We start from the raw sequence: 12,830 nt of genomic DNA, 5'->3' as shown, positions 1-12,830 counted from the left end.
ATGTCAGCGCCCGCTCAACCGTCCTGATAGATGTAATGCAGGTAGCTCACCTGTTCTTCCACAGGCAGGCGGTGCAGCTTGGGGCATGACTCGCAGAGGACTGGCGGTTCGCCTTCGACGGGTTCATGCAACTGGTAATGCAGGCAGCAATGCCGGCGCAACGCAAGGCGGGGACAAACCTGCGGCGCAGGTGACTCGACCATGCGTTGCAGGCCCCGCAACTTCAGACGCCCGTCGTTCACCATGACCTGCTCCAGCCACTGGTGCGTCTCGGCGAAGCCGTCCCTGGACAAGTCGGCATCCATTCTCGCGAAGGCGCCATCCCAGAAGGCGACCAGGTTGCCCCACAGTATTTTCGGCGCAAGGCCACCGGCGGCGGCCAGGGTGGTAAAAAGCGGCGCCAGGTGTTCATGGATCAACCGCGACCAATAGGCTGCACGGTCTTCGGCTGCCAAGGTCGGTAGTGGGCCAGTCAACCCCAGCGCCAGAGGTTGACCGTCATCGTGCAACAGCACCGCTTCCTCCCCCCAGAAATCGACCGCGCAATGACGCGTGAGGACACAGGCCAGGGTCGCCGGCAGGACGATCCCCAAATAGTTCATCGACCACTGTGAGACCACGGCCGCACGATTTACTCCCGGATAAAGCAGCGCGAACCGGGTCAGCAATGGTTGCAGCACGATGGGGTCGGCGAGCCGATGCAATGCTATCGAAGGCTGATCACCAGGCTGCTGGATTACACGCTGTATCGGCGGCCACGCCTGATTAAGCCATTCTGGAAATTCGATAGCGGACACCCGTGGCTTTCCCTAATTAATGCAAACGATTAGCATTGGCCGATCCTATCCTCCCTCCCTTGCAAACTCAACGTCGCTAGCGACCGGGCTCATCAAGACCACATGCACACACTCCGCAATTTCTGGCGTCTCGCGCGGCCTTTCTGGGCATCCGAGGAGAAGTACCCGGCTCTGTTGCTGCTTTTGGCCACCGTGCTCATGACCCTGTGCCTGGTGGGGATCAACATCCTTACCAACTTCTGGAACCTGCATTTCTATAACGCATTGCAGGCCATGGATTACGCCGGCTTCATCTTGGGCAGCCTGCAGTTCATCCTGCTGCAGATCGGCATGGCCGCCTTCACTGTAGGCGCATTCCATTTCCAGCAGAAGCTGACGATACGCTGGCGTCGTTGGGCCACCCGCAACCTGCTCGATCAATGGCTCGACAGCCAGCGTTACCAGAAGCTGAAGCTGACCGAGACGGACGTCGATAACCCCGACCAGCGGATCGCCGAGGACATCGACCTCTTTATCATCAAGTCGCTCAAGTTGAGTCTGGGACTGTTGACTTCGGTGGTGTCGCTGTTTTCCTTCCTGCATATCCTCTGGCAGGCTTCCAGCCTCGTCAGCGTGCCCTTGAACGGCCAATCATTGGTCATCCCGGGACTGCTGGTGTGGGTGGCCCTGGTGTATGCAATAGTGGGCACCGGCATCGCATTCTGGCTGGGACGCGCGCTGCCCAGCCTCAATTTCATGCAACAGCGGCGCGAAGCGGATTTCCGTTTCTCGCTCATCCGCCTGCGGGAAAACGCCGACTCGATCGCCCAATACCGGGGCGAGGACCTGGAGAACGCACGTTTGAACCAACGCCTGGGCGCAGCCCTGGAAAACTTCTGGGCGCTGGTAAAAAAACAGAAGCTGATCATGGGCTACTCGACCTTCTATTTGAACAGCGCTACGGTCATCCCCATGTTCATCATGGCGCCGCAGTTCTTCGCGGGCGCCTTTCCCCTCGGTCGCCTGACTCAGATAAGCGCCGCCTTCGGCGAAGTGCATGCGGCCATCGCCTATCTGGTGAGCGTATTTCCAGAGCTGTCGGAGTGGAAATCGGTGATCGACCGCTTGATCGGCTTCCAGGACCGACTGGATAACGTCCAGGTCAAGTCGAAGGTCAGGCTCGAGCAACAGGACAGCGGCCTCGATATCAAGGATCTGGACATCTGGCTGCCGAACGGCCGGCAATTGTTCAAAGGTTTCAACCTTTCACTCGAGCCTGGCGACAGTCTTCTGATCAGCGCGCCGTCCGGCTACGGCAAATCGACACTGATTCGTACGATCACGGGGCTTTGGCATCATGCTTCTGGCTCCACCTGTTATGACCGTGCACGAGCTCTGACACTGTCGCAAAAACCTTATCTGCCGCTGGGCAGCCTGCGCGAGGCGCTCTGGTATCCCAATCCTCCCCAACACGAAGAAGATGCCGCGCTGGGCCTGGCCATGCAGCAAGTCGGCCTGCACCACTTGAGCGATCAACTGGATGAGGAGCGAGACTGGTCGCAGACCCTCAGCATCGGCGAACTGCAACGCTGCGCGTTCGTCCGCGCCCTGCTGGCCCGCCCCACAATCCTGTTCCTCGACGAGAGCAGTTCGGCACTGGATTCGGCCAACGAGGCGCGCTGCTATCAAATGCTCAAACAGACGCTACCGGAAACGATCCTGATCAGCGTCGGACACAATGCTTCGCTTGAGCGCTTCCATTGGCAAGTTCTGGAACTGCAAAGCGAGGCACAGTGGGTGCATCGAAAGGTGAAGCAAGCTGTGTGAGTTTGCTTGGGCTTCGGATGCTGAGTGACAGGAATGTTGTGTTTTTCAGGCTGAAAACAGCATTCCAGGAGTGGATACGATCGGTTATTCGCCAGAAGGCTGCGAATGCTTTGCACGACGCCAGTGAGTTGGCACGTCTCTCGTCGCATGCCCCAGTCAGGATTACTCGGCACACTGGCAGCACGAAGCGTACCTCTACCCCACCGCCCATTGATCTCGTCCAGCACCGCCATCACCTTGGTCGCATTTCGGCTGCGAAGTGGCGAACAAATCGTCTGTGTACTCACCCGGCTGTCGTTCACTGGGTGCCAGCGAGTAGGTAGGAACGTAATCCTTGTAGAACTGAGGGATCTCTACAAGGGTGTTTCAGATCGGAAAACCATACATGCTCATGCCCACGCGCTGGATCCAGTGCTCGTAAAACAGCAGGATCTGACTGAGGAACACATCGTTTCCAAGGTTGATAGGTTCCTCAAACAAATCCTATCCCTTGAAGAAAACTTTTCTCTACTTGCGGCATCGCTAGGCATCGAACAGCCTGCAGACGATCTGCTCGGGTTCTCACGGAAGGAGATAGCGGCCAATGGCTGGCTACATTATCCGCAACTTTCCAAGCTCGCTCAGGCCGCGCCTTTGGAAATGACTCAGCAAGCCTTTCTCGCACGATGCAAATCCATGCATGAAATTTGGCAGAAGCTGCCCGCGGTTTTCTCAAAAGGATTCTAGAAGCGATGGGAGTTCCGAGTAAGTCAATCGCCACACTGGGCAAACTGAAGCTTCTGCAATGCTTACTGAACCTCCTGACCAAATATAACGAAAACTCCAAGCACCAGATGCACTCAAAAGAGTCGACGAGCCAGAAGGCTGGAATGTGAAAAACAGCGACATCGCGATGCTGTTCGTCACCTACGATCTTCGTATCGCGGATGCCCACGACGCAGTGAGCAAGATCCAGAGGTTGAGAAAAAACCGATTTCCCCCCCATTGATGGCCCTCGACGCACTGATAACGAAGGTTTTGTAGTTTGCGTCCCACTGTACGCTGGCGCAGCGCAAGTTGATCAGCGCTTCCTAAAAACGCCGGCCAAGCTTTAAAAAAAAATTCATCGAGCAAATTTGGATCCAATCTGTAAGCATGTTAAATTACGCCTCGTTCAACGGCACCCGGTATGAAAAACCTAAGCGGCGCCGTAAAATGATGCGCACCGGACTGTGGCATCGACACTCAGTAAGATATAGGGAAGTATCGATGAACAAATGGCAGAGTGACATGTGGCATATTGTCGAATGCGCCACATGTGAAAAAAGTATATTCGAGCAAATAACAATAGCGACTAAACAACTAGGCTTTGAATATTGCGCTTATGGCTTGCAATTACCACTTCCCTTATCTGCCCCCAAGGTAGTCGTGCTCGACAACTACCCTTATGCCTGGAAAGCGCGGTATGCTTCAGCTCAGTATTTAAAAGTCGACCCGACGGTCTTGCACGGCAGGCACTCACAGGAACCTCTCACTTGGACCGAGTCACTCTTTTCCAAAACTCCTGAACTCTGGGAAGAGGCCCAATCATTCGGTATTCGTGTCGGTTGGTCGCAATCGCATCTGGACACACTGGGAGTCGGAGGCATGTTTAGTGTCTCTCGCCCCAGCGAGGCACTGACTTCAGCGGAGCTAGCTCTCCATGAAAAAGAGCTGATGTGGCTGGTGTGCGTGGCCCATGTTTTACTGTCAAGAGCGCTCAACAATCGCTACAAAGAACGCTACGCCGCCGACCTTACCGAACGTGAGCGAGAAGTTCTGAAATGGACCGCTGACGGTAAATCGGCGTCTGAGATATCCGATATTCTGACAGTCTCAAAAAACACCATAGACTTTCATATAAAGAATGCCATCCTGAAACTTAAAACCAGCAATAAAACGGCCGCCGCTGTCCGCGCCGTCATGCTCGGATTATTATTTTGACTTATTAGTCATGCCTTCGAAAAAACCTCAAATAGCTAAATACGCCTATGCACGCCCATGATTATCCTGCACAGGCCAAACGCAGAGCAAAACCACTAACTTCTCAAGAGCGATCAAAATTACCACACTAGGAAAAGCAGGGTCAACCTACGATTTATAGTAGGTTACAGCACCGCCTTTTTTTATATCTAATTACTCGGCAGCCTTCTCTGCCAGGTGATTACAATTGCATTTTACTTCTGGAACATCGTCAACACTTTCTCCGACTGTAATGACCGCAATAGGACGTTATCGCCACAAGGTTTTCGTAGAACATTTAGGATGGAAACTGAATTGTTCCGAAGGCCTGGAATACGATCAGTTCGACCGTGAGGACACCGTCTACATTGTTGCTCAAAATGATGACGAGCAAATCATCGGTACCGCCCGCCTTCTGAGCACCACCCGCCCTTACCTGCTGAGCGAAGTGTTTCCAGAGCTGATGAGCGGGCAGGCCCCTCCCCAATCAAAACATATCCTGGAGTTGTCGCGTTTTGCGGCGATGAACTTCAAGACCCATGACAAAAAAGTCAGCGGTCAGTTTTCCTCCGATGCCGCCATTGATCTCATGCGCGCCACCCTCGCCAGCGCAGCCGAACAAGGGGCCAACAAGTTAATTACCGTTTCCCCCCTGGGGATTGAACGACTGCTACGCCATGTCGGCTTCAATGCTTCCCGCGCGGGCAAAGTAACGGGTTGCGAGGGGAAAAAATTATTTGCTTCGTGGATTACCGTGGAGTGATCCACCCCTCTTTTCATTACCCACCGATGGGCGCAAACAAGACTGTCAGCTTAAGTTGGCCACGGTAAACCTCGACAACCTGGAGAGCTGCAATGCCTGCAACTGAATCATTGAATAAAATTACTGATACGTGGTATGCCAAGGCGACCGTACGCTCGACACCTCGCATCTGTGTTCCGGACTACAGCAGTGATCAACTGATTTACCCAGTTGCCCGCTGCTCCATTTGCGAGCATCCGCTGATAACAGCGCTGGGGACCGAGGCCCGCTCTTACATCCTGACGCAAGCCGCCTATCAATTTCTTTACGGCGTGGGTCTGCTCGAAACCAAGTTTGTCATTCAATGCTGCCTGGACATGCTTCATAACCATATCCAAGGCATCAGCGACGTGGCAAAACTGCAAGCACTGACCGTTATCATCGATGAGGGTTATCACGCTCATGTCGCACTTGACTACATCGTCCAGATGAAGAAAAAGAGTGCGATTGAACCTCTGGAAGTTCCTCAGACCAACCGTAAACTTGACGCCACAGCACGCGCTTATGCGTCATTACCGCCTGAAATGCGCATGGACTTCCAGCTGCTGGCCGTCACTATTGCCGAAAATGTGCTGACCGATGAAGTGGCGAACCTGGGCCGTGAGCGCGAACTGGCGCAATCCTTTACCACACTAATGATGGACCATGTTCGTGATGAAGGCAGGCACTCGCGTTTCTTCGCCGATCTTATGAAGGAACGCTGGCCGCAACTGCCTCGTGCCACACAAGAACGATTTGGCACGATGCTCCCGGCTTATCTGGATGACTTCCTTGGGGCCGATTTGAGCCGGCGCTTCGAGCGACTGATTCTGGCGAACTGCGGTCTATCCGATGTTCAGGCAGAACAGGTAATTACTGAGTCCGATCCGCACTTCTCAACGGATCAGGAACGCATGAAAAAGTCCATCTTGCAGCGCATTTACCGACTGCTTAAACAGATTGGCATATTGGAACTGGACACGGTTAAAGATGCCTTCTCGGATCGTAACTACGTCACGACTTGAGCATTCAGAACCGAGAGCCCGCCCCATGTTCAAGACCTTGATAATAGATAACTTCGATTCTTTCACTTACAACCTCTATCAATACATGGGGCAAGTGTCTGGCGAAGAACCTGACGTCATCACCAACGACGCTTCACCCCACGATATTGAGTTGGGTCGCTACGACTGCATCATTGTTTCGCCCGGCCCCGGCACGCCCACGCGCCGGGTCGATGTCGGCATCAGTGAAGACGTGATTCGTGATGCCCATGTTCCTTTGCTGGGGGTTTGCCTCGGCCATCAATGCATCGCGCACATACATGGCATGGAAGTGAGCCACGCACCGGAACCCATGCACGGCCGGGTTCGGCGTATACGCCACAACAATGAAGGGGTCTTCAAGGGCTTGCCCCTCGATATGCCGGTGGTTCGCTATCACTCGCTGGTGGTCCAGTCGCTCAAAGGTCCTTTTGAGCTCAGCGCCTGGGACGAGAACGGCATGATTCATGGCATCCGCCATAAAGAGCGCCCGCTCTATGGCATCCAGTTCCACCCCGAATCCATCTGCACTGACTCCGGACTTGACCTGTTGCGCAACTTTCGAGACATCGCGCATCGGCACAAGCTCGACCGTCTACCCCGCTAAACCTGCCGCTATCCGGCATCACAATTATCAGGAGGGGGCAATGACAACCTTTGAAGTCGAAGTCAGAGCGCTCAAATGCAATCCCGATCCGTTGCGTGTGTTTCGCAGCGAATTTCTCGCCTCATCACGCCATTTCTTTTTAGAAAGCAGTGTCGTCAAACCCGGCTTTTCGCGTTTTTCATTCATGGGCGACTCCCATGGGCGCTGGTCGGAAACGATCACTTATGACAAGGCCTCGCGCAGCGCTTGTATTGAGCGCAGCGACGGCGTCACCCGAGAAACCACGCCTGACTTCTTTCAACTGATGGCATCCCGGTTGACCCGATACCGCTGCGAACACCAGCACCTTCTGCCGTTCGATTTCAACCTGGGGTATGTCGGCCTGCTGGGCTACGAGCTCAAGAGTGAAACGATCGGCGCCGATGCCTATGCATCCCACTCCCACGACGCGGCGTTCATCCTGGCCACGCGCATGATTGCGTTCGATCATGCCGAGCAACGCTGCTATCTGTTGTACCTCGTCCAGGACGATCAAGACCGCCAGCATGCGGCGCTTTGGTTCGATGAAGTGCAGAAGCGGCTACAGAACCAACCGGCGGCGTCTGAACCGACACCCCGCCAGCGCAGGCTGTCGCTGCCTCAGGTCGAGGAGTGGATCGAGCAGCACGCCACCATGCGCCACTCCAAGCAGCGATACATTGCCAAGATCGATGAAGCCCAACGAGAGATCATCGACGGCGAGACCTATGAGGTCTGCCTGACCAATCTGATTGAGTTTCCTTTCTGCGACTCGCCGTTCGAACTCTACTGCGTGATGCGCGAGCTGACCCCCGCCCCCCACGCGGGCTACTTCGCGATCCCGGACTTTCATCTTGTCAGTTCGTCGCCGGAGCGGTTTCTCAAAATTGACAACCAGCGGCAGGTGCAGGCCAAACCGATCAAGGGCACCCGACCTCGCGGCCGCTCGCCGCAGGAAGATGCCCAGTTGATCGAGCAGATGCGTGGCGATGAAAAGGATCGGGCGGAAAACCTGATGATCGTCGATCTGTTGCGCAACGACCTGGGCCAGGTCTGCACCATCGGTTCCGTACACGTGCCGGCGTTGTTCGACGTGGAAACCTACTCCCACGTCCATCAACTCGTTTCTACCATCAGCGGGCAGTTGAAGCCCTCGGTCAGCTCGATTGACTGCGTACGTGCCACGTTCCCGGGCGGCTCGATGACCGGGGCGCCGAAGAAACGCACGATGGAGATCATCGACCGCCTCGAAGAAGGTCCGCGCGGCGCCTACTCCGGCTCGCTCGGCTGGTTTGGTCTGGGCGGGGCATGCGACCTCAACATCATGATCCGCTCGATCACCGTAGATGCCCAAATCGCCCGCTTCGGTGTGGGTGGAGCGATCACATCGCTCTCCGACCCGTTGGGCGAGTACATCGAAACCATCGTCAAGGCCAGCGGCGTTGTCGAGGCCGTCACGCAACTGAGGAGCACACCACTATGAGTTCAGTTACCTCGCACCAGCCGCGCCGTGCCGTCGTGGTCGGCGTACTGGGATCAATCGGCAAACTACTTGCTCGCCAATTGGTGAGCGCAGGCTATGCCGTCACTGGCCTCGATATCGCCGCGCCCAGCGACAGCCTGGCGGACAACGCCCACTCCATCAGGGTGCTTCAAGCCGACGTCCTGTCCCCTTCTGAACAGGTCAAGGCTGAGCTCGGCAGCGCCGACATGCTGGTCTTGGCACTGGCACAAAACGTACTGATAAAAGCCCTGCCCGTTCTGGCGCCTCACCTGCGTTCCGACTGCCTGATCGTTGACACCCTGTCGATCAAAAGCGAGTTCTCGGCATTCGTGGACCAGTCCACTCTCAAGCAGCCCATGGTCGGCATCAATCCGATGTTTTCCGGGGACCTGGCCCCGGCCGGCAGACCGGTGGCAGTGGTGACTTACCGTGGCGGTGACGCCGTGGTCGGCTTACTTGAGTGGCTTCGCGCCTGGCCGGTCAATGTGTTCGAGATGACGCCATCCGAACATGACCGGACCATGGCGCTGTTGCAGACATTGGGGCACGCGCTGGTCACCGGATTCGGCTTAACACTGAACGAGTCTTGTACCCCATTGGCGGACTTGCTTGAACTCGCACCGCCACCGTTCAAGGTCATGCTCTCGCTACTGGCGCGCATGACGCAAAACCATCCCGACGTGTACTGGGAAATCCAATCGGACAACCCGTACTCCCAGGAAATACGGACTCGGATGCTGGCTCAATTGAGTCGGCTGGATGTGATGGTCAATACCGGCTCACGCCTGGACTACCACCTGTCGATGGCGGTGTTGCGAAATGCCTTGGCGCCCCTGAATCCGGGCCTGGGAGACACCAGCCGCAAGATCTTCGAACAAATCAACGAGCGGCCCGCAAGCACCGGGACATCCGGGCAGAACCTGGGGGATTTTCGTAGCCGCATAGACCATATCGACGATCAGTTGGTGGACCTGCTCGGCCAGCGACTGCAGCTCATCCGGGAAGTGGCCCAGAGCAAGAAAGACAACCAGACCGCCGTCATGCAACCCGATCGTGTGCTGCAAGTGATTGAGCGTTGCAAGGCTCGCGGCCGGACGCAGCACATCCGCGAAGAGCTTATCGAACAGCTTTACGGGCTGATCATCGGTGAAGCCTGCCAGATCGAATATGACGTCGTTGGCGGCCCCCGCGAGTCGCTTTTCGAAGCCAGCCCCTCAGCCTTCACCTCAACCGCAGAGAGCCTCCAATGAGCAATGTAAAACAACAAACCAGCCAGATCGTCGACTGGTTGAGCTCTACGCTGGGAAAAGATCACCAATACCGGGAAGACAGCCTCAGCCTGACCGCGAACGAAAACTACCCCAGCGCCCTGGTCCGCCTGACGTCCGGCTCCACCGCCGGGGCGTTCTACCACTGCTCCTTTCCCTTTGCAGTGCCAGCAGGCGAATGGCACTTCCCTGAACCTGGACACATGAATGAGATCGCCGATCAAGTACGCGCCCTGGGTAAATCCCTGATCGGTGCACAGGCATTTGACTGGCGCCCCAACGGTGGCTCCACGGCTGAGCAAGCGTTGATGCTGGCCGCCTGCAAGCCCGGCGAAGGATTCGTCCACTTTGCCCACCGGGACGGCGGTCATTTTGCCCTCGAAAGCCTCGCCCAGAAAATGGGCATCGAGATCTTTCACCTCCCCGTGGACCCGACCAGCCTGCTGATTGACGTAGCGAAGCTTGATCACCTGGTAAGGCGCAACCCCCACATCCGGATCGTCATTCTCGATCAGTCGTTCAAACTGCGCTGGCAGCCACTGGATGAGATCCGCAGCGTGCTGCCGGATTCATGCACCCTGACGTACGACATGAGCCACGACGGCGGCCTGATCATGGGCGGCGTCTTTGATTCACCGCTCAACTGCGGTGCCGACGTGGTCCACGGCAACACGCACAAGACGATTCCTGGCCCGCAAAAAGGTTACATCGGCTTCAAATCCGACCAACATCCGTTGCTGGTCGATACTTCGCTGTGGGTCTGTCCTCACCTGCAGAGCAATTGCCACGCCGAACAGTTGCCACCGATGTGGGTCGCGTTCAAAGAGATGGAAGTGTTCGGTCGCGACTACGCCGCCCAAATCGTCAGTAACGCCAAGACGCTGGCCCGTCATCTGCACGAATTGGGGCTGGATGTGACCGGGGAATCGTTCGGTTTCACCCAGACCCACCAAGTTCATTTCGCAGTGGGCGACCTGCAAAAAGCCCTCGACCTGTGCGTTAACAGCCTGCACGCGGGCGGCATTCGCTCCACCAACATCGAGATTCCGGGCAAGCCCGGTGTGCACGGTATCCGCCTGGGGGTTCAGGCCATGACCCGACGCGGCATGAAAGAGAAAGACTTCGAAGTGGTCGCTCGCTTTATCGCAGACCTGTACTTCAAAAAGACCGAACCTGCCCGGGTAGCCTTGCAGATCAAAGAGTTCCTGCAAGCCTTCCCGCTCGCCCCCTTGGCTTACTCCTTCGACAATTATCTGGACGAGGAGCTGCTCGCAACGGTCTACCAGGGGACTCAGCGATGACGAACCGTCCAACCGCGAACATGAACCTGACCTCCCTGGAGGTCAGCCTGGGGGATCTGGTTGGCCGGGTATTGGTGGAGAGCGGCATCGTCGACCTCTTTTGCATTCCCGGCGATTTCACCATGCAGCTTTCGCGCGAGCTGCTCACCACGCCCGGGCTTGCACTGCGGACCATGTCCCATGAGTACGGCACGACCCTGGCCGCACTGGGTTATGCCGTCGGAAAGGGCGTGCCCGGCGCCGTGTGCTTCACCTATGGGGTCGGCGTGCTGAATGCGACCAATGCGATCGCCCAGGCTTATGTGGAACGGGTTCCGCTGCTGGTGTTGTCAGGCTCGCCGGGCGCCCGTGAACGCCAGGCGCCGATTTTTCTGCACCACACGATCGTCGACCATCAAACCCAGTACCGCATCATGAAAGAGATCACGGTGCATCAGGTCTGTGTGACAGACCCTCATCAGGCCCTGGAGCAAATTCGCGAGGCCGTCACCCTGGCCATCGCGCACTCAAGGCCGGTGTACATCGAAATCCCAAGGGATCTTTTTCAGACGCGAGTCCGCTACACCCCTGCCCGTCAGGTGTCCCTCGAACCCGCAATACGCTACAGCCATGCCGCCCGCCAGGCCGCGGAACAGGCCTATGCCCTGGTTCGCAAGGCCCGCGACCCCGTGTTCGTTCCCGGACTCGAACTCAAGCGCCGTGGGTTGACGGATTTGGCAATGCGGGTGTGCGAACGGCTGGCCATGCCCTGGGTTGCAACGCCGATGTCCCGCGGCGGCATCCCCATCTCGCATCCCAATTACCGCGGCATTTACGCAGGCCCTGCGTCACCTTCGCGGGTGACCCGAGACCTGCTGGCCAAGTGCGACGTACTGATGTTGATCGGCGAGCCCAACTCGGACGTCAACATGGGCATCGCGAGCCATATTGCCCGTGGCCGTTTGATTCATGCCGATGACGGCAAAATCATCGTCGGCCGCCAGCGTTTCAATGCGTCCACGGCCGAGTTCCTTATTGCGTTCGCCGAACTGATCAGCACAGTCAAACCTTCTCTGGCGCCGCTGTCCGAGGAACAAAAAGCCTTCATCGTGCAGGCACCCGACGCCCACTATCCGCTGGAAGAAGGCCCACTGACGCCATTCGACATCATCAATGAGCTCAACCGTCATTTCGCGGTCAGCCCCGACACCCAACTGGTGGTCGATTGCGGGGATGTATTTTTCATGTCCCTGGGCATGTTCCCTGCCGATGTCCTGACCTCGCCGCTGTACATGAGCATGGGCATCGCCGTCCCTGGCGCGATGGGTTACCAGTTGGGGACCGGTAAGCGCCCCATCGTGCTGGTGGGCGACGGCGCCTTCCACATGACCGGCAATGAGTTGATGCGTGCCGCCAAGTTCGGCCTGAGCCCCATCGTGATCGTCCTGAACAATCAACGGTGGGCTTCGCTGTCCTCGGACGCCGATGACCTTGCACTCACCGAACAGCTACCGATGAGCTTCTCGGCCGCCGGCCTGTTTCTGCAAGTCCAGGCATTCACCGCGACAACCGGTGCCGAACTGCGGCTGCACCTGGCCGAAGCGCTGGCCATGGATAAGCCCGTGCTCATCGATGCGCAGGTCGATCCTGCCATGCGTTCCTATCTGTGTGAGCGCTTTTTTGACGCGGTAAAGAGCCAGCAGCACCTGCCCAAGGCATGACCCCTCTCGCACCCACCGTTTTCTA

At 56.9% G+C, this 12,830-nt stretch carries 11 protein-coding genes and 1 pseudogene; 10 read left to right on the top strand and 2 right to left on the bottom strand.

What is annotated here, in order from left to right; translation table 11 throughout:
• Positions 1–14 precede the first annotated feature (14 nt).
• The gene (gene fhuF / locus ABH909_RS14125; protein WP_429439895.1) at positions 15–704 is read right to left on the bottom strand and encodes a siderophore-iron reductase FhuF; all 690 of its coding nucleotides are present in this window, start codon (positions 702–704) and stop codon (positions 15–17) included.
• A gap of 195 nt (positions 705–899) precedes the next feature.
• On the opposite strand from fhuF, the gene ABH909_RS14120 reads away from it, so the two are divergent.
• Positions 900–2,603: an ABC transporter ATP-binding protein/permease gene (locus tag ABH909_RS14120; RefSeq protein WP_429434001.1), complete on the top strand. Its 1,704-nt coding sequence runs from the start codon at positions 900–902 to the stop codon at positions 2,601–2,603.
• Positions 2,604–2,740: 137 nt separating this feature from the next.
• Here the strand turns inward: ABH909_RS14120 and ABH909_RS14115 are convergent.
• Positions 2,741–2,897: pseudogene (locus ABH909_RS14115) on the bottom strand (DUF4113 domain-containing protein); the annotation flags it as partial.
• A gap of 117 nt (positions 2,898–3,014) precedes the next feature.
• On the opposite strand from ABH909_RS14115, the gene ABH909_RS14110 reads away from it, so the two are divergent.
• The 9 genes from ABH909_RS14110 to ABH909_RS14070 all read left to right on the top strand — a co-directional run bounded on the left by ABH909_RS14110 (position 3,015) and on the right by ABH909_RS14070 (position 12,805).
• A complete protein-coding gene (locus ABH909_RS14110) occupies positions 3,015–3,329 on the top strand; it encodes a hypothetical protein (RefSeq protein ID WP_429433998.1) in 315 nt (104 codons plus the stop codon).
• Positions 3,330–3,851: 522 nt separating this feature from the next.
• Positions 3,852–4,565, top strand: a complete 714-nt coding sequence (locus tag ABH909_RS14105; protein WP_429433996.1) for an autoinducer binding domain-containing protein — start codon at positions 3,852–3,854, stop codon at positions 4,563–4,565.
• Positions 4,566–4,791: 226 nt separating this feature from the next.
• The gene (locus tag ABH909_RS14100) at positions 4,792–5,346 is read left to right on the top strand and encodes an acyl-homoserine-lactone synthase (protein WP_429433993.1); all 555 of its coding nucleotides are present in this window, start codon (positions 4,792–4,794) and stop codon (positions 5,344–5,346) included.
• Positions 5,347–5,438: 92 nt separating this feature from the next.
• Entirely contained in the window at positions 5,439–6,389 is a 951-nt protein-coding gene (locus ABH909_RS14095) for a diiron oxygenase (protein WP_429433990.1), read from the top strand.
• A 25-nt stretch (positions 6,390–6,414) separates the two neighbouring features.
• Positions 6,415–7,014, top strand: a complete 600-nt coding sequence (locus tag ABH909_RS14090; RefSeq protein WP_429433988.1) for an anthranilate synthase component II — start codon at positions 6,415–6,417, stop codon at positions 7,012–7,014.
• Positions 7,015–7,054: 40 nt separating this feature from the next.
• Positions 7,055–8,515, top strand: coding sequence for an aminodeoxychorismate synthase component I (gene pabB / locus ABH909_RS14085; RefSeq protein ID WP_429433986.1), 1,461 nt, complete (start codon positions 7,055–7,057; stop codon positions 8,513–8,515).
• The gene (locus ABH909_RS14080; RefSeq protein WP_429433983.1) at positions 8,512–9,786 is read left to right on the top strand and encodes a chorismate mutase; all 1,275 of its coding nucleotides are present in this window, start codon (positions 8,512–8,514) and stop codon (positions 9,784–9,786) included. Before pabB ends, ABH909_RS14080 begins: the two co-directional genes overlap by 4 nt.
• Positions 9,783–11,105 carry a hypothetical protein gene (locus tag ABH909_RS14075; protein WP_429433981.1) on the top strand — a complete coding sequence of 441 codons (1,323 nt, stop codon included), beginning with the start codon at positions 9,783–9,785 and terminating at the stop codon, positions 11,103–11,105. The genes ABH909_RS14080 and ABH909_RS14075 overlap by 4 nt, the downstream gene beginning before the upstream one ends.
• Positions 11,102–12,805 (top strand): thiamine pyrophosphate-binding protein, encoded by a 1,704-nt coding sequence (locus tag ABH909_RS14070; protein ID WP_429433978.1) that lies wholly within the window; start codon positions 11,102–11,104, stop codon positions 12,803–12,805. The genes ABH909_RS14075 and ABH909_RS14070 overlap by 4 nt, the downstream gene beginning before the upstream one ends.
• The last annotated feature ends 25 nt before the right edge of the window (positions 12,806–12,830 follow it).

It is taken from the genome of Pseudomonas sp. BS3782 TE3695 (assembly GCF_050435305.1).
Lineage (GTDB): Bacteria > Pseudomonadota > Gammaproteobacteria > Pseudomonadales > Pseudomonadaceae > Aquipseudomonas.
This window is presented reverse-complemented; position numbering and strand designations above follow the sequence as displayed.